The sequence below is a fragment of the Campylobacter ureolyticus ACS-301-V-Sch3b genome (assembly GCF_000413435.1).
GTDB classification, from domain to species: Bacteria; Campylobacterota; Campylobacteria; order Campylobacterales; family Campylobacteraceae; genus Campylobacter_B; species Campylobacter_B ureolyticus_A.
Map to the genome: position 1 here is coordinate 451726 of NZ_KE340326.1, position 18493 is coordinate 470218.

Annotated in this window: 16 protein-coding genes; 1 reads left to right on the plus strand and 15 read right to left on the minus strand. The window is 32.1% G+C overall.

All coding sequences use genetic code 11. The annotated features are described in order from the left end of the window. The coding region (locus HMPREF9309_RS09025; RefSeq protein WP_016646309.1) for a S8 family serine peptidase at positions 1 to 2782 on the minus strand (2782 nt) is incomplete at its 3' end. A gap of 143 nt (positions 2783 to 2925) precedes the next feature. Continuing rightward, entirely contained in the window at positions 2926 to 3774 is an 849-nt protein-coding gene (gene ypfJ, locus HMPREF9309_RS02275; protein WP_016646310.1) for a KPN_02809 family neutral zinc metallopeptidase, read from the minus strand. A 125-nt stretch (positions 3775 to 3899) separates the two neighbouring features. Here ypfJ and ilvD point away from each other — a divergent pair, with 125 nt between their 5' ends. Beyond that, a complete protein-coding gene (ilvD, locus tag HMPREF9309_RS02280) occupies positions 3900 to 5576 on the plus strand; it encodes a dihydroxy-acid dehydratase (RefSeq protein WP_016646311.1) in 1677 nt (558 codons plus the stop codon). A gap of 40 nt (positions 5577 to 5616) precedes the next feature. Here ilvD and purF read toward each other — a convergent pair whose 3' ends face one another. The 13 genes from purF to rlmB form a co-directional block, all read right to left on the minus strand. Continuing rightward, positions 5617 to 6957 carry an amidophosphoribosyltransferase gene (gene purF / locus HMPREF9309_RS02285; RefSeq protein ID WP_016646312.1) on the minus strand — a complete coding sequence of 447 codons (1341 nt, stop codon included), beginning with the start codon at positions 6955 to 6957 and terminating at the stop codon, positions 5617 to 5619. Position 6958: 1 nt separating this feature from the next. Continuing rightward, entirely contained in the window at positions 6959 to 7690 is a 732-nt protein-coding gene (dapB, locus tag HMPREF9309_RS02290; protein ID WP_016646313.1) for a 4-hydroxy-tetrahydrodipicolinate reductase, read from the minus strand. Positions 7691 to 7756: 66 nt separating this feature from the next. Further along, positions 7757 to 8485, minus strand: coding sequence for a HugZ family heme oxygenase (locus HMPREF9309_RS02295; protein ID WP_016646314.1), 729 nt, complete (start codon positions 8483 to 8485; stop codon positions 7757 to 7759). 106 nt (positions 8486 to 8591) lie between these two features. Further along, complete coding sequence (locus HMPREF9309_RS02300; protein WP_016646315.1) at positions 8592 to 11081, minus strand: molybdopterin guanine dinucleotide-containing S/N-oxide reductase; 2490 nt, start codon at positions 11079 to 11081, stop codon at positions 8592 to 8594. A gap of 3 nt (positions 11082 to 11084) precedes the next feature. Beyond that, positions 11085 to 11639, minus strand: a complete 555-nt coding sequence (locus tag HMPREF9309_RS02305; protein WP_016646316.1) for a hypothetical protein — start codon at positions 11637 to 11639, stop codon at positions 11085 to 11087. A gap of 229 nt (positions 11640 to 11868) precedes the next feature. Continuing rightward, positions 11869 to 12804, minus strand: a complete 936-nt coding sequence (gene trxB, locus HMPREF9309_RS02310; RefSeq protein ID WP_016646317.1) for a thioredoxin-disulfide reductase — start codon at positions 12802 to 12804, stop codon at positions 11869 to 11871. An 82-nt stretch (positions 12805 to 12886) separates the two neighbouring features. After that, positions 12887 to 13201, minus strand: a complete 315-nt coding sequence (gene trxA / locus HMPREF9309_RS02315; RefSeq protein WP_016646318.1) for a thioredoxin — start codon at positions 13199 to 13201, stop codon at positions 12887 to 12889. Between the two features lie 74 nt (positions 13202 to 13275). Next, the gene (locus HMPREF9309_RS02320) at positions 13276 to 13614 is read right to left on the minus strand and encodes a YraN family protein (protein ID WP_016646319.1); all 339 of its coding nucleotides are present in this window, start codon (positions 13612 to 13614) and stop codon (positions 13276 to 13278) included. 2 nt (positions 13615 to 13616) lie between these two features. Then, positions 13617 to 14876, minus strand: a complete 1260-nt coding sequence (locus HMPREF9309_RS02325) for a homoserine dehydrogenase (RefSeq protein WP_016646320.1) — start codon at positions 14874 to 14876, stop codon at positions 13617 to 13619. Beyond that, positions 14873 to 16081 (minus strand): LL-diaminopimelate aminotransferase, encoded by a 1209-nt coding sequence (locus HMPREF9309_RS02330; RefSeq protein ID WP_016646321.1) that lies wholly within the window; start codon positions 16079 to 16081, stop codon positions 14873 to 14875. Before HMPREF9309_RS02330 ends, HMPREF9309_RS02325 begins: the two co-directional genes overlap by 4 nt. 13 nt (positions 16082 to 16094) lie before the next feature. Further along, on the minus strand, positions 16095 to 16844 hold the full coding sequence (locus tag HMPREF9309_RS02335) for a hypothetical protein (RefSeq protein WP_016646322.1): 750 nt from the start codon (positions 16842 to 16844) through the stop codon (positions 16095 to 16097). Continuing rightward, positions 16838 to 17812, minus strand: a complete 975-nt coding sequence (locus tag HMPREF9309_RS02340) for a hypothetical protein (RefSeq protein WP_016646323.1) — start codon at positions 17810 to 17812, stop codon at positions 16838 to 16840. The genes HMPREF9309_RS02335 and HMPREF9309_RS02340 overlap by 7 nt, the downstream gene beginning before the upstream one ends. After that, positions 17799 to 18479, minus strand: a complete 681-nt coding sequence (gene rlmB / locus HMPREF9309_RS02345) for a 23S rRNA (guanosine(2251)-2'-O)-methyltransferase RlmB (protein WP_016646324.1) — start codon at positions 18477 to 18479, stop codon at positions 17799 to 17801. Before rlmB ends, HMPREF9309_RS02340 begins: the two co-directional genes overlap by 14 nt. Positions 18480 to 18493 lie beyond the last annotated feature (14 nt).

Here is an 18493-nt window from a genome sequence, read left to right on the forward strand (position 1 = left end):
GTTCAGTTCCTGGTTCAGTTCCTGGTTCAGTTCCTGGTTCAGTTCCTGGTTCAGTTCCTGGGCGTGACTTTTTACCAACTATTTTATTATTTGGAATTGTTATATCTGGTTTTTTGCTATCATTTATAGATTTTATAAGGTTTTGAACGGTTTTATTTTGATGTTCTTTTTTTGTATTCATAACAAAATAAAGTGATTTTTCATCACCAGTTTTTTCGGTTGATAGTTCTAAAAGTTCACTATCTTGCTCATTTAAAGTTATAAGATTTTTAGCTATATTTGTGTCAATGCCCTCACCTGTTCTTACTATTTCTATACCTAATCCATCTTGATATTTTTGATTTATAATGTCGATATTTGCAGGAGATACCAAGCTTACATTTAATTTTTCAGTGTTTTTTAGGATAGCTTTTTCGCCAGCTATTATAAGACCTAAATCATTTACTGCATTTGTTTTAAAATTTAACTTTCCCTCATTTATAAAACTTCCAAGAGTGTGAAAAATAGCATCTTTTGTATCTAAGCTTAAAGTACTATTTTTATTGTTTTTAAAATCAGTTTTTGATTTTATTTCTAATTTATCTTTTATATTTAAATTTCCAAAGTTATTAAAGCTAGAAGTTGCTGCTGGAAAATTAAAAAACACATTACCAAGTATATTAAGTGTTGATTTTGCGCTATTTATAGCGTTTGATTTGATATCTAGATTTACATTTTGTATATTATTTTTACCTTGTTTTGCTGTAAAATTGTTCGTTTCTACGGTAGCTTTGATATCTGTTTTATCATTATCACTTATAATATTTCCAGTTTCTAGGATAACTTCGCCTGTTTTAAGGAAAGAATTTTTGATCAAATTTATAATTCCACTGTTTTGAGCGTAAGTTTTGCCTAAAATTTCGTTATTGTTTTTTACTTCTAAAGTTCCATTATCAGTGTATGCATTTTGTTTTACGACTGCGTTATCAACTATAAATTTAGCTTTATTTTCTGCGTAAGCATCGCCTTTAATGCTAGCTTTTTTACTATTGCTTCCTTTTAGTTCCAAAGTACCACCTACTGCTCTAGTTGGACCTTCGTAACTATTTTGTCCACTTAATGTAATAGTCCCAAGCCCTTCTTTTTTAAGACCTATTTTATTTATATTTCTATATTTTTTATCTAGTATATTTATAGCTAAAGGTTTGCCGTTTTCATCTGTTCCAAGCAAGTGTCTGTTGTCAAGCCAAGTTTGCTGGGAGATGTCATTTGAAAATATTCCGCTTAAACCCTTTGTGTTTATAGTATAAAATGCTGTGTTTTTACCTTGAAATTCTTCTATATCTTTATTATTTAGCCTATTAAGATCTAAAATAGACAAACCTTTTAATGCTTTTTCTACATCTAAAACACCTTGGCCGGCATATTCTTCTTGTGTTAGTTGAACTACATATTCTTCAGAAATTTTTTTTGTTCTAAAATCTTTAATGTGACCTAAAATTTTAGAAATTGTTATTTCAGACATGCTTTTAGGAATTTTTAATTTATCTAAATCTTTTTTTATCTCTTCTTCGTCTATATCGCCATTCAAATTTCTAGGAATTTTTTTATTTAAATAAATAACATAGTATCCTGCATCGCCATTTTCTATTGCTTTTACCACAACATCTGGTAAATTTAGCTTTTTATTTGCAGTTGTAAGCAATACATCGGCTATTTGCTCACCATCTAAAAATTTATATTTTTGAGCTACTAAAGCAGCTGCACCAGTTACCATAGGAGCTGCCATAGATGTTCCTGTCATAGGAATAAATTTTTCATTTTCATTAATTTTGTCACCATATTCATATTCTTTTTTATAATCGGCATTTGCAGATAAAATTTGATATCCAGGAGCAAGTAAAGAGTAGTTGGTTGCTCCTTTAAATGAATTCGAGCTTGATAAAGAGGTATCTTTTGTTTTAAATTCGAAATCGTCTGTTTTAAAAACTATATCATGTTCGCCTATTAAGGTGATACTTCCATCTTTTTCTTTAATGGTATTAAAAGCATTTTGATTTCCAACATTTAACCAAGCTCTTATGCTTTCATCATAGCTAGGAAGTGTGCTGTCTCTTGCAGGGGCTATTACTCCGCCGTTTCCACTTGCAAAAACACTTATAACTTTTTTCTCTTTTGCTAGCTTGGCAAGTTCTCTTGACATGGGGTTCGCGTCTTTTATTATATTGCTATAACCCACAAAACCATCTTTACTATAATCAGTAATTAGATAGTTTCTTATTTGTTTATTTATAAGTGGATATGCTAAACTTCCCCAACTATTATTTATAACTCTTACATCTAGTTTGTTTAACAAATAATTAGACTCATCTTTATCTGGAAAAATCATCTGGCCATTTCTATTGCTATTTATCCCTATTCCATAAAGAGTTGCTTCGTGTGCTACGCCGTAAGGCTCATTCTCGCTAACTTTGGCACCAACTGCAATTCCTGCGACATGTGTCCCATGCTCACTGTGTTTTAAATTCCATGGAAAATTTAAGTTAACACTAGGTTTGATTCTATTTCCATCATATAAGCTTGGATGATTATAGTTAATAGGACTATCTACTATTCCTACGCCAATGTCTTTTCCTGTAATTTTTTCATCGTTTTCTAAATTTTCATTATTTTTTCTTACTTCTTCTAAACCAATTAACTTGTAAGATTCTTCTAATAATAAACCAAACTCTTTTAGATTATTAGAAAAAGAATTAGTTACAATTATAAAAGTTAAATAAAAAATAATATTTTTTTTAATCATTGATATTCCTTTTAAATTTTTAAAGATAAATATTATCTTAAAATAAATAAAAGCTAGCTAAATTATCTTTTATCTACATATATATTTAAAGTAAGATTAATATATTAAACTAAATGATATTTTAAAAACATAATAAAAAAATTTTAAAATTTACATATTGATATGCTGCCACTTTTATAGCCTTTGTAAAAAGCATTTTTTCTTTGCATGGCTGAGCCGTGAGTAAAAGAATCAGGCACAACATATCCTCTGGCTTGTTTTTGAAGCGTGTCATCGCCTATCATACTTGCTGCGTTTAAGGCTTCATCTATATCCCCATCTTCTAAAATATCATCAAGATAATGTGCCCAAACCCCAGCTAAACAATCAGCCCCAAGTTCAACTTTTACTTGTATGGCATTTTGATTTTTTTCATTTTTTCCTTGTTTTTCTCTATTTGTTTGAGATAAAATTCCTAGTAAATTTTGCACATGATGACCTACTTCATGAGCTAAAACATAAGCATTTGCAAAATCTCCTGGAGCGTTATGTCTATTGGCTAATTCATCAAAAAAACTTAAATCAATATAAATTTTTTGATCGGCCGGACAGTAAAATGGTCCAACTTGCGAGTTCGCAAATCCACATCCACTTTGAACCGCGCCTCTAAAAAGCACAAGTTTTGGTTCTTTATAGTTTTTTCCTATTATTTGAAATTGTTTATTCCATACATTTTCAGTTTGTGCTAAAACAACTCCTATAAATTGTGCATATTTATCATCATCTTTTGAAATTTGTGCATTTTGAACCCCACCACCAGAAATTAAAGCAAGTGGGTTATATCCTAAAAACATAGCTATAACGCCCATTAGTAACACAACTCTTCCAAATTTTGTCCCTAAAAGCCATCTGATAAGTGGTATTAAAACCTGTAAATTTACCATACTAGCAGGAGTTTTTTGAAGCCTTCTGTCGTCTATATTGCTACTTGATTTTTGATCTCGCCATTTCATTTTTAAACCTTTTATTGTAAAGGGATAATTGTAACAAATTATTTTAAATTTAACCAAAAAATATCTTAATATAACTTTTGAACTGTTTTTTTGATAAAATATAAAAATTAAATTTAGGAGGGTTTATGAGAAGTGATATAATCAAAAAAGGCTATACAAAAGCCCCTCATCGCTCACTTTTAAGAGCAACAGGGCTTAGGGATGAGGATTTTGATAAGCCATTTATCGGTGTTGCAAATAGTTTTATAGAGATAATTCCAGGGCATTTTTATCTAAATAAATTTAGTCAAATTATCAAAGATGAGATAAGAAAAAATGGCTGTGTGCCTTTTGAGTTTAACTGTATAGGCGTTGATGATGGCATTGCGATGGGACATGAGGGGATGCTTTACTCACTTCCAAGCCGTGAACTGATAGCAAATTCAGTAGAAACTGTGATGAATGCTCACGCACTTGACGCGCTTATTTGCATACCAAACTGCGACAAAATAGTCCCTGGCATGATAATGGGAGCTTTGAGAGTAAATGTTCCTACTGTCTTTATAAGTGGCGGTCCAATGGCTGCTGGAGTTGATAAAGATAGCGGGGAAGCACTTGATTTAAATAGCGTGTTTGAGGGCGTTGGAGCTTATGAGGTTGGTAAAATCGATGAAAAAAAGTTAAAAATGCTTGAGTGTGAGTCCTGTCCGAGCGGTGGAAGCTGTAGTGGAATGTTTACAGCAAATTCTATGAATTCGCTTTGCGAGGCAATGGGTATAGCTTTGGTTGGCAATGGCACTATTTTAGCGCTAACTCCTGAGCGTGAAGAGCTAGCAAGAGCTGCAGCTAAAAGAATTTGCGAAATCGCACTTGATGATAAATTTAAAATAAAAAATATCTTAAATAAAAAAGCTATTAGAAATGCTTTTGTCTGCGATATGGCGATGGGTGGAAGCTCAAATACAATTTTGCACATGCTAGCAATTAGTCGTGAAGCAGGGTGCGCACTTGATATAAAAGAGTTAAATGAGATCAGTAAAAATATAGCCCACATTGCAAAAGTAGCTCCTAGTCTTCCAAGTGTGCATATGCAAGATATCGCACGAGCTGGGGGGATAACTGCTATTTTAAATGAAATTTCAAAAAGAGATAATGGCATGCTTGAGCTTGATAATCTAACAGTAACTGGTGAGATGATGAGTGAGCGTGTTAAAAATCATAAAGTAGCTGATTATAATATCATAAAAAGCGTTGATAAACCTTACTCAAAAGTAGGGGGTTTGGCGATTTTATTTGGAAATTTGGCAGAGCAAGGGTGTGTTATAAAGGCAGCTGGTATTGTTGGAGAGCGTAAATTTAGTGGAAAAGCAATTTGCTTTAACTCTCAAGATGAGGCAATTAGTGGAATTTCAAGTGGAAAAGTTCAAAAGGGCGATGTTGTGGTAATTCGCTATGAAGGTCCAAAAGGTGGTCCTGGAATGCAAGAGATGTTAAGTCCAACAAGTCTTATAATGGGCCGAGGTCTTGGAGCTGATGTGGCACTTATAACAGATGGTAGATTTAGCGGCGCTACAAGGGGACTATCAATTGGTCATGTAAGCCCAGAAGCAGCAGAGGGCGGAATGATAGGACTTTTAAAAGATGGCGATATTATAGATATTGATGTTGACAGTTACTCAATAAATGTTCGTTTAAGCGATGATGAGATAAAAAAACGAAAAAAAGAGTGGAAATATGAGGGCAAAAAAGTAAGTTCTCGCTGGTTAAGACAGTATCAAAAGTTAGTTACCAATGCAAGTAATGGGGCGATTTTGGAGGCTTAAGCTTTAAGAAGTGCAGTATTTATTGCACTTCTTAAATTATTTATTTTACAAAGTAATTTCCATCAAAACTAACGAGTGAATACTCTCTTTCATTTCCTATGGCGTTTTTTAACTCATCTATTTCTAAAAACTCTAAACTATCAGCCCCTGTGTATTTTAAAATTTCATCATCACTTAAATTTGCACTTATTAACTCACTTTTTGTAGGTGTGTCTATACCATAAACATCAGGAAATTTTATCCTTGGAGCAGCTATTTTAAGATGAACTTCTTTAGCTCCAGCATGTTTTAGAAGCTCAACTATTTTTTTAGAAGTAGTTCCTCTAACGATACTATCATCAACTACAATAATACTTTTTCCTTTTAAAACCTCACTCATAGGATTTAGCTTTAATTTTACTTTTAAATTTCTCATTTCTTGAGTTGGCTCTATAAAAGTTCTTCCAACATAGTGGTTTCTAACTATTGCCATTTCAAATGTAATTCCACTTTTTTGTGAAAAGCCAAGTGCTGCTGGCACTCCACTATCTGGCACAGGAACTACTAGATCAGCTTTTATTTTATTTTTTAAAGCCAAAGTTTTTCCTAAATTTTTTCTTACTTCATAAACATTTTTTCCATCTATAACGCTATCTGGCCTTGCAAAGTATATGTATTCAAAAGCACAAATTCTAGGAGTTTTTTCTTCATATAGCATTATACTTTCAAAATCATCACTTCCTTCTTCAAAAATAATCATTTCGCCCGGCTTTACATCACGCACAAAAGTAGCACCAACTAAGTCAAAAGCACAGGTCTCACTTGCAATTATATATCCGCCATCTTTTAATTTTCCTATACTAAGAGGTCTAATTCCATATTTATCTCTTATGGCAAATATTTTTGATCTACTCATTATAAGAAGGCAGTAAGCTCCTTTTATAATATTTAAAGCCTCTATGATTCGCTCTTGCAAGTGCTCTTTTTTGCTTCTAGCAATTAAATGAATTATATTTTCAGTGTCCATATTTGAGTGAAATATTGCACCTTCTTTTATTAAATTTTGCCTAATTTCATCTTTATTTATCAAATTTCCATTATGTGCTATTGATATTTCACCAAGCAAATAATTAGCCCAAATAGGCTGTGCATCTTTGCTATCTTTACTACCAGCGGTTGAGTATCTATTATGTCCGATTGCGATATTTCCTTGTAAGGAGTTTAAAATTTCATTATTAAAAATATCGCTAACCAAGCCTTGAGCCTTATGAGTTTTTATTTTGTGATTAAAACTTGCACTTATTCCGCTTGATTCTTGTCCGCGGTGTTGCATCGCAAAAAGTGCATAATAAGCAGTTTTTGCAGCATCTTTTGAATTTATTATACCAACGATAGCACACATTTTACAGTCCTAAACAATCATTTATATCATAAAGCCCATTTTTTTGTGAGCTTAGCCAAATAGCAGCTTTTATGGCTCCGTTTGCAAAAGTAGCTCTTGATGTTGCTGTGTGGTTCAACTCTATAAACTCGCCATTTCCATAAAATCCTGCTGTGTGACGACCAACAATATCTCCACCTCTTAAACTCATAACAGCAATTTCATCTTTTGATCTTTGTCCAATTATGCCATCTCTTCCACTAACTCTAACTTTATCAAGGTCTAAATTTCTAGCAATTGCGACATTTTTAGCTAATGTTAAGGCTGTTCCACTTGGAGCGTCTTTTTTATATCTATGATGCATTTCTAAAATTTCAGCATCAAATTCACTTAAGGCTTTGCTTGCTAAAAATGCAAGTTTGTTTAAAACAGCTACTCCTAAACTCATATTTGTGGCATATAAAATAGGCATATTTTTTGAAATTTCTTTCATTAGATTTAATTCATCTTTACTAAGTCCGGTTGTACCGATGCAAAGTGGTTTTGGATTTTTTTTAGCAAATTCTAAAAGAGTTTTAGTTCCTTCTGGCATAGAAAAGTCAATTATAACATCTGATGATTTGAAAAAATCCTCTAAATTTGAACTATTTTTATCAAATAAAGCCGCGACTTTTGCATTTTCATACTCTTTTAAGCACTCTTGTATCATTTTTCCCATTCTACCATTTGAGCCATAAATTCCTATTTTTAGCATTACATTCCTTTTTGCAATTTTGTAGCGAGTATAACAAATTTAGAGTAAAAAACTTATAAAATCCTTTTAAAATTTATGTGGATTTTTTATATGTGGAAGGCTTATCTCATCACCGTTTATATCATACGCACCGCCAAATCCTTTTACAAATCTGCCTTTTTTAAACTCTAATTTAAAAAGATGAAAGTCTTGCATAGTTGAGATCTGTTTTGTTCCGCCTTTTCCACCAGTTTGATTTAAAAAACTTGTCATGGCACCATTAAACTCATCACTATTTCTTGGAATTTCAACTGCATTTGTCTTATAGGTAAGTCTTTTTCTTAGTATTATAGAAGCAGCTTCATTTTCATCTTGTAAAAATAAAATTTCAATTTTGTCAGGATTTGTGCTTATGCTTTTAAAATGCTCACTAATTTCACTTATGTAGATGTAAAAATTATCATTAAATTTAATAAGCGGTGAGTAGCTTGCAACCGCTTGATCATTATAAACACTCGCAATTACAACACTTTTAAAAGAATTTCTAAACTCATCAATTTCATTTTTAATTTTAGAAAAATCCTCTTTTAAACTCGCGGCTAAATTTTTAATAGCACTTACAAAATCACCATCTGTAACTCTTGTGTTAAAAGGCACTTTTGCTTCTAAATTATCTGAGTTTAGAAAAATCCCATTTTCATCAAAATCAACTAATTTCGCATTTTTTACATTAAATTTTGAATATTTATTAAAAAGTTTAACTAAAACATCGCTGTGATGCTCATTCATGTGAGCTATGATTGAATTTTTTTCCATTATATTTCCTTAGATACTAGTGAAATAATTTTATAAAAATAGGGTAAATTTTAACTGAAATTTTTGATAGTTTGTATAAAATCCCCTCAAATTTGAGGGGATAAATTTAAGCTTTTATCTTAGGTTGTTTAAAGATAGTAAGCTCAGGAACTTTGCCTGTAAATTTTTCTATATTTACAAGGCCAGTGTGAGAGATATTTCCATTTGCAAGTTTTGAGGTTGGCATATCTATAGTTAAGACATTTGCGCTTCCGTTTTTATCCAAACTTTCTGCCTTTGTTGGATCAAGTGGATCATACCAAGCACCTTCACATAGCTTAACAACACCTTTTATAATGTCATCTGTTACTTTTGCACCAGCCAACACCTCGCCTCTAGCATTAAATACTCTAACCGCATCACCAGTTTTGATGCCTTTTGCTTTTGCATCCTCACTATTTATCCAGATAGGCTCCAAGTTTGAGATAGCATACTCATCTCTAAGACTTGTGTTATTTAGCTGAGAGTGAAGACGATCTTCAGGGTGAGAGGTAACTAGGTGAAACTCAGCAGGTTTATTTTTCATACCAAGCCATTCAATTGGTTCAAACCAAGTTGGATGAGCTTTACAATCATCATAATTCATCTTCTCAATTACTTCTGAGTAAATTTCAATTAGGCCTGATGGTGTACCAAGTGGCTCTAAAATAGGATCTTCTCTAAAATCGCCATATCTATTATATTCAAATCCCTCTTGGGTTTGAAGGAAAGTTATAGGCTTATTATCAGCCCAAAATTCCTCAAATGGCTTCATAACAACACCATTTAGCTCTTCAAGTTGCATTTTCTTTGCCTGATCTCTTGCACTTTCATAAAATTCTTTTATCCAGTCAATATCGCTTTTATTTTCTGTATATTTGTCTTTTACGCCAAACTCTGCTGCTAAATCGGTAAAAATTTCATAGTCATTTTTACTCTCACCTATTTTTTCAACAGCTTGTTTCATTGGAGTTATTCCTAAATTTGCATAATCACCAATCATAGAAATATCATCTCTTTCATAGATTGTAGTTACAGGCATAACAATATCTGCCATTCTAGCAGTTGGAGTCCAGTAAATTTCATTTACTACAACAGTTCGTGGCTTTTTCCAAGCTTTTACAAGTTCGTTTGTATTTTGATGATGGACTAAAGGATTTCCGCCTGCCCAGTATATAAAGTCAATTTTTGGATAGGTTATTTTTTTGCCGTTGTGATCTATTGTTTTTCCAGGATTTAAAAGAGCGTCTGAAATTCTAGCTAGTGGAAATGCTGAATCAGTTGCTTTTTGAAGCCAGCTTTGACCGGTTCCAACATTTGCAGCACCTGAACTTATACCACCAACAATTCCAGCTTTTGCATCAGGTGTTCCACCGTTGCTGTAATGATAACTTAATCCAAATCCACATCCTGGCTTTCCAATTTGTCCAAGCATTGCACAAAGAGTTACTAGTGCCCAATGTGGTTGCTCGCCATGATGAGCTCTTTGCATACCCCATCCACTCATTATCATAGTTTTATTGTCATAAAGTGTATGAGCTAACTCTTTTATGGTTTTTTCATCAATTTTACAAATCTGCGAAGCCCATTTTGGAGTTTTTGGAGTATTATCTGTTTTTCCAAGAAGATAAGGCAAGAACTTATCAAATCCTGTTGTGTAGGTTTCTATAAATTTTTGGTCATATTTTTTGGACTCATAGAGTTCATACATCATACCAAGCATCATCGCAACATCGGTATTTGGTAGTGGTGCTATCCATTGGGCGTTTAAAAATTTGCAAGTTGCATTTTTGATAGGATCGATGAAAATAACCTTTTTTCCACTATTTTTTAGCTCTTCAAGATATTTTAAACCTTGCTCATCGCTTACAGTCCAAGCTATTTTTAAGGTTGAGTATGGATCAGCGCCCCAAATAACAACAACATCGGCATTTTCTAATACCAAAGGCCAAGAAGTTTGTTGCTCATAAACCTCAATTGTTCCTAAGACATGTGGCATAATAATTTGTGATGCACCAGTTGAATAATCACCTAAAGTTCCTGTAAAACCACCTATTTGGTTCATAAATCTATGAAGTAATATTCTTGCATTTTGCATATTTCCAGGACTTTTCCAGCCATAGCTTCCTGCAAAAACGCTAGTATTTCCGCTTGCTTTTATTGTTTTTTTAAGCTCATTTGCAATTAGCTTTATAGCTTTGTCATAGCTTACTCTAACCCACTCATCGCTTCCTCTAAGTTCAGGTTTTGGGCTATCTGGATTTTCTAAATAGCTTTTTCTTACATAAGGATATTTGACCCTATCTTTTGCATAAACCAAATCAGCTGTGTAGTGCTGAAGAGGATTTTTTATGCTTGAAGTTTTGTTTAAAGGCTCGCTTTTTACGATTTTACCGTCTTTTATAGTAAGTTTTAAAACGCCCCAGTGAGCCCCTGTTATAACTTCACCATCTTTAATAATCTTGAAATTTTTAGTAGCATTCTCGGCCGCAAAAAGGTTCATTTTCATAAAAAATGGCATACAAAATGCCGCACCAATTGTTTTAAGTGAATTTCTTCTTGATAAATTTACTGACATTTTTTACTCCTTTGTAGTAGTTTTTTGTAAATATTGAGAAACTAAAAATCTATCTTTTTTATCCATTACAGTTCTGCTTAACATAGATTTTAAAATACTTGGCCACTGATTTGCGTTGTATTCGTTGATGCTATGAAGAGCATGACACATCGAACAGCTCTCAGTGTAGATACTAGCGGCTCTATCCATGATAGGTTTTAATTCTTTATAAAAATCCTTATCATTGGTATAGGCTTCAACGCTTACTTTGCTCCAAGCACCTTTTTCTAAGACCTTAACATCTACGGCTGCATTTTTTCCAAAAGCTGCGGTTAGGATCCTTTTTCCCTCGCTAAAATATATTGCCTCACTCACATCATCTTGGATATAACCCTCGATCTTGATTTTAAGCATATCACCATCTTTTTCTAGAATCTCTACAGGTGACGTTGGAAGCAGCCTTCCAATAGCCTTTTTATCGCTTTTATCTGCATAGAGAGACTTTACAACATCGCTATAAACTATCTCATTTGCAAATGCAAAAGCACAGGCAAAGACAAATAGTAAAATTTTTTTCATATACCCTCCTTATAACTTTTTGTGAATTATATCATAAATAATATAAATATGATATAGAATAATATTATTTCATCTAGCATTAAACTTTAAGATGAAATTTAAATTAAAAAATAGTGAAATTAAAGTGAAAATTAATGATTTTAATATAATTTTTTAATTATAAAAGCTAAATAAGCTCTTATGGTGAGTAGAATTCAAAGAGTAAATTTACTCTTTGAATTATTAAGTTTTAGTGTAGGTTTTCTATATAACTCATAGCACTAAGTGCTGCAACTGCGCCATCTCCAGCTGCTGAGACAACTTGCTTTGGGGCATCTTGTCTGATATCGCCTGCTGCAAAAAGACCTTTAATGCTTGTTTGCATTTTTAAATCAACTTCTACTTGTCCAGTTTCATTTGTGTTGCAGATAAATTTATCATCATTTTTAATAATACTATTTCTAACATTAAGTCCCACAAAAGTAAAAATTCCAGGAACTTTTAACTCTTTTGTTTTTCCGTCATTAAATTTTACTCTAACTCCAGTAACGCCTGATTTATCTCCATAAACTTCATCAACAACAGCGTTTAAAACAAACTCTATTTTTGGATTTTTCTTAGCTTTTTCAACTGTTATTGGTGCAGCGCGAAAGCCCTCTCTTCTGTGTATTAAATAGACTTTTGAGACGATGTTTGTTAAATAAATCGCTTCTTCTAACGCAGTATCACCACCGCCTAAAACAGCAACTTCTTTATTTTTATAAAAAAAGCCATCGCATGTTGCGCAAGTACTAACACCTTTTCCAAAAAACTCATTTTCGCCTTTAAAGCCTGCTTTTCTAGGTTCTGAGCCAGTTGCTAGGATAATAGCTTTTGCTTTAAATTCATCACCACTATCTGTAAAAATGCTAAAACTTTGGTCTTTGTTTTTTACAACTTTTACAACTTTTTTACTCTCTTGTTTTAAGCCAAATCTAAAACATTGCTCAAGCCAAGGCTGCATAAAACTAAGCCCATCCATTATGGTTGCAACTCCTGGATAATTTTCTATCTCAGAGCTTCCTGTGATTTGGCCACCAGGCATACCAAGTTCAAATAAAACAACATCTTTGAGTCCGCCTCTTGTGGCATAAAGTCCTGCTGCAAGACCTGCTGGTCCGCCGCCAATGATAGCTAAATTTAACATTTTAATCCTTTTAATTTTATTATGAATTTATTTTAAAAAATAGATTAATAATAAAATTTGAAGCTAAAAAGCTTCAAATTTACTATAAAAGTGAGTTTATTTTATCAGTGATTGCTTGTTTTGACTGAGCGCCAATAAGCTGATCTTTTATCTCGCCATCTTTAAAGAAAAGTAAAGTTGGAATGCTTCTTATGCCAAATTCAACTGCTAAGTCTTGCTCTTCATCAGTATTTACTTTACAAATTTTAGCTTTTCCTTCAAATTCTTCTGCTAACTCATCGATAACAGGAGCAAGCATTCTACAAGGTCCGCACCACGGAGCCCAAAAATCAACTAAACTAACGCCTTCTTTTGCTACATCGAAATTTTTTGATGTAAGTTCTATATATTTTGCCATTTTTTCTCCTTTTAGAAAAATTAATATTATAAATTATATCGAAAAAACTATTAACCAAAAAACAATATGTATTATCAAATAGTAATATTTTCTATGAATTCAAATTTCTCTTTTTTAAACACCAAAGCATCAACTTGGTAGTTTGTAATTTTTGGATTTTTTAAAAGATAAAAATTTAAAGTTTTTAAAATTTTATCTAATTTTTGAGGAGTTATGCGATAAATCGCTTCGTAATCGCCCTTTGTAGCTTTTACTTCTATGAAGTGATAAACATCATCTTTTTTGGCGATGATATCAATTTCACCAAATTTACTTTTAAAATTTCGCTCAATTATTTCAAATTTGAGTTTTTTTAAAAAATTTATAGCTTTTTCTTCGCTTTTAAATCCAAAAATATACTCTTTTAATCCCAAATTTACTCTTCTATCCTTATCATAAAAGGTCTATTTAAAACAAATTCAAAATTTTCTAAAATTCCCATAACTCTTTTAATGTTTGCTTCAAGGCTTAAATGGGTTGTAAAATAAAGCGTGGTGTGCTTTTCACCCTTGTTTCTTGGTTTTTGCAAAAAGCTATCTATTGAGATATTGTTTTGACTCATCACATTTGTAATGCTAGCCAAAACGCCAGTTCTATCTTCGACTTTTACCCTTAGGTAGTATTTTGTTTGGATGTTTTTTTGCTCGATTAACTCCATTTTTTTAAAATTTTGAGCGTATCCAAGCATTGGGTTTTTATTTCCTTTTGCAATGTCTATAAGATCTGCAATAACCGCACTTGCAGTTGCATCTCCTCCAGCACCTGGACCATAGTACATACTTTCATTTAGCGCATCGCAATTTATACTAACTGCATTCATCACTCCATCAACTTCGGCAATTATCCTATCTTTATTAATCAGTGCTGGATGAACTCTAAGCTCGGCTTTGCCATCAGTTATTTTTGAAATTCCTAAAAGCTTTATAGTATAGTCAAACTCTTTTGCAAAAAAGATATCTTCATTTGAAATTTTTCTAATACCTTTAACTAAAATATCTTCAGGATCGCCATGAACGCCATAAGCAATACTGCTTAAAATCAAAAGCTTATGAGCTGCATCAATCCCATCAACATCAAAAGTTGGATCAGCCTCAGCATAACCCAAACTTTGAGCTTTTTTAAGAACATCTTCAAAATTTGAGTTATTTTGCATCATATCTGTTAAGATATAGTTGCTTGTTCCATTTAAAATTCCTACTATTTTTTCAACTCTATTTGCGCTAAGTCCCTCTCTTAGGGCTTTTATAATTGGAATGCCACCTGCAACACTTGCTTCAAAGCCAAAAGGCGTATCTTTTGCAAGATTTTGTAAAGCGTATCTATGATATGCAAGCATAGCTTTGTTTGCTGTTACAACTGGCTTTTTTTTCTTTAAAATTTCACTAACTATACTAAAAGGCTTTTCAACCCCGCCCATAAGCTCAATATAAATATCTATATCATCTCTATTTAATACACTTTTAATATCATCAGTTAATGGGATATTAACGCCTCTATCTTTATTTAAGTCTCTAACTGTACCAACTACTGGAATTATCTCTTTTCCAGCTCTTGCGCTTATTAGATCTTTATTTTTTTGTAAAATTTTAATAACAGAACTTCCAACTGTTCCAACACCTAAAATCGCTATGTTCATTCATTTCCTTTTAAGAAATTTTTTATATTTTTTGCTGCTTGTTTGATTCGGTTTTCATTTTCTATTAAAGCAATTCTTACAAACTGATCTCCACCACTTCCAAAACCACTTCCAGGACTTACCGCAACATTTGCCTCTTCAAGCAGTTTTTTGCTAAACTCAAGACTTTTTATTTTTGAAAATTTTTCTGGAATTTTTGCCCAAACAAACATAGAGGCAACTGGTTTTTTAATCTCCCAAGAGGCATTTTCAAAAGATTTTATTAAAAAATCTCTTCTTTTTTCATATTTTAATCTTATCTCATCAATACAACTTTGATCTCCATCAAGTGCGATTGTAGCTGCAACTTGAATAGGTGTAAACATGCCATAGTCAAACCATGATTTTATCTTTTTTAAAGCTGCTACTAGTTTTTGGTTTCCACACATAAAACCAACTCTCCAGCCTGCCATATTATAAGTTTTTGATAGTGTATAAAATTCAACTGCTACATCTTTTGCTCCCTCGACCTCTAGTATAGATGGGGTTTTATATCCACCAAAAGAAAGTTCAGCATAAGCAATATCACTAATTATATAAAATCTTTTTTCTTTTGCCATTTTTACAAGACGTTTGTAAAAACTCAAATTTACAACTGCAGTTGTTGGGTTATGAGGAAAATTTACAACTACATATTTTGGTTTTGGAATGCTTTCTTCAAAAGTTTGCTCTAGGTCTTTAAAAAATTTATCTTCATCTAAAAAGAAATCCTCCCCATAAACCAGTGGCATTTTTACAACATTTCCACCAGCTATTATGAAAGCTTGAGTATGTATAGGGTATGCAGGATTAGGCACTATAGCTACATCACCAGGATTTATAATAGCTGTTGTTAAGTGAACAAATCCCTCTTTACTTCCCATGGTTGCAACTATTTCTTTATCTGGATCAAGAGTGACATTAAATTTCCTTTTATACCAAGAAGCACATGCTAGTCTTAATTTATAAATTCCTTGAGAAACAGAATATCCATGAGTTTTGTCTTTGTTTGCGCTTTCGCACAATTTATCAATGATGTGTTGTGGAGTTCTTCCATCGGGATTTCCCATAGAAAAGTCGATTATATCTTTACCCTCGTGTCTTGCTTTCATTTTTATTTCATTTATTTGAGCAAAAACATAATTTGGAAGGCGTTCTATTTTATTAAAACGAATTTCATCAAACATAACATTCTCCTTTTTATTTAAGGTTAAATTTAAGTCCATTTTTTATGTTATCTAAGCTAGCGCTATCGCCAACTTGTATATAGGCCGCATCTTTTGGGATAGCTAAGTTTAGGCTTTTTTTTGTTTCATCTTCTCTAATGCTTTGTAATAAGTTTAACTCATTATCAAAAATCCTAACTTCAGGGTGCCAAGCATCCATACTTTGAGAGATAATATTTATTTCATTTTTACCTTTTATGTTTAAAAAATATGGTTTTTGCGGTTTTTGCAAGTCATATATAAACTCAGGCGCTAGATTTAAATTTGATAAATTTACTTCATATATGAAAGTATTATTTCTTTTTGATACGTTTTTGATATATGCTGATTTTTTTTTAAACTCATCATAAACTTTATCCGGAGTTAAAACTCTTGAGCCCATTATTAGAATTTTATAACTTGAGTTTTTGCTGTTTGTAAATTCTAAATTTTGATAGTTTTTAAATCCAAGCTCTTCTAAAACATCACTAACAAGTTTTAATAAAACAACACCTTTTGAGTTTGAGTTAAAAACAATCTCGGTTTTTGAGTTTTTTGAGTAGTTGCTTAAAATTTTATCATCAATTAGTTTTTTTGTAATTCTTCTAATATCGGGGTTTTGATATTCATCTATAAACTCACTCACACCCTCGCCATCTCCGCCTAAATTTAGTGATATTTCTTTAGGTGTTGCCCCAAATGTTAGGCTTAAAAAAAATAGCGTTAAAATTAAACTTCTTACCACGCTTTGCCCTTATTTAGCTTTAAAAACTCATCATAGCTTATAGCACTTACATCACCTTTTTTTATTAGAAATCTATGTGGATTTTTATCATTAAATTTCTCTTCTTTTTCTTTTGTGTTTAGTGTAAAAAGTCCGTGTCCTGTTAGTATAAGCTGATCTTTATTAAGATCAAATTCAAAAAATTTATCTGTTGTTTTTGTAGTTTTTGATCCAGTTTTTAAATCAATTATGCCTATCCAAATTTTTTCAGTTGGGTTTATACCTTGTTTTTGATCTTTTGCTAAATTTTCGTTTAAAGGCTCTTTATCAGTCAAATTCTCACTACTTAAATTCTCATTGCTTAAATTCTCATCTTCGTTTAGCATAGTAAGTTTTTCAAGGGCATTTAAACTCTCATTTTCATCAGCTACTTCTTCTAAATTTTCTTCGCTGCTAAGATCTGCTCCTTTAAGGTTTAGCTCTGGTGCTTTATCATCAAGATTTAAAATTTCAACTCCTGTTTTTTCAAGTTTTAGGTTTGTTTCATCTATCATTGTAGAATTTGTTGAGTAAACTTCGGTTTTATTGTCTTTAAAATTTAAAAACTTATCTATTTCATAAAGTTTAAAGTTAAAAATAACCCAAACAACGATAACAAGCAACACTAGCCAAAATAAAAATTTTGGAAGTTTTTTATGCTCTGTTATTGCAACTTCTTGCTTTAAAGGACTGTTAAACTTAGGCTCTTTTTTTAGTGTGAAATCTTCTATGTTGTTTGCGTTAAACTCATCAAGCCAAGGCTGCAAGTCAACCCCATATTCTCTTTCAAGTATCTTTACATAAGCTTTTGCATTCGTATCTTTTAATGAGTCAAAATCTTTTTGTAAAATCCATCTTATATAATCAACTTCAATATGCGTTGTTTTGGCTATTTCGTTGATTCCAATACTTTCTAATTTTTCTAAAGCGTTGTTTTTATTGTTGTCCATTTGTCATCCTGTCACAAAATATTGCAAATGCTGCATTAACATTTAAAGAATCCCAGTTATTTCTCATTTTTATGCCAATTAATTCATCGCATTTTTGAATAGCTTTATTTGGAATTCCCTCACCTTCGCTTCCCATTACAAGCACCTTTTTGCTAGCAAATTCTTTTAAATTTTTACCTTTTGCATCTGATGCGTAAATTTTAAAACCAACTTGCTTTAACTCATTTAATAGAGTTAGTCCATCTTCGAATTTACAAATTGGTATTTCATACGCAGCACCACTACTAGATCTAATAATACCCTCTATTGCTAAACTTTTGGTTACGATAATTACACCATCAACCCCAAGTGCGTAAGCTGAGCGAACTATCGCACCTATGTTTCCAACATCACTTAGATTGTATAAAACTGCCAAAAAATTCTTAGATTTTAAATCCTTAAATTCGCTAAACTTATAATCTTTAACTTCTGCTAAAAAACCTTGATGATTGCCACCCCTTGCTAGGGCTTGAGCTTTTTTAAAGTCAAGTTTTTCTATTTTTATATTAAGCTTTGAAATCTCCCTAAATAAAGCTTTATCGCACTCTTTGGCAAGAAAAATCTTTAAAAACTCATCTTTGTGGTTTTTTAACAGATGTAAAAATAGCTGTTTTCCATAAATTATCATTTTAAAATAATATC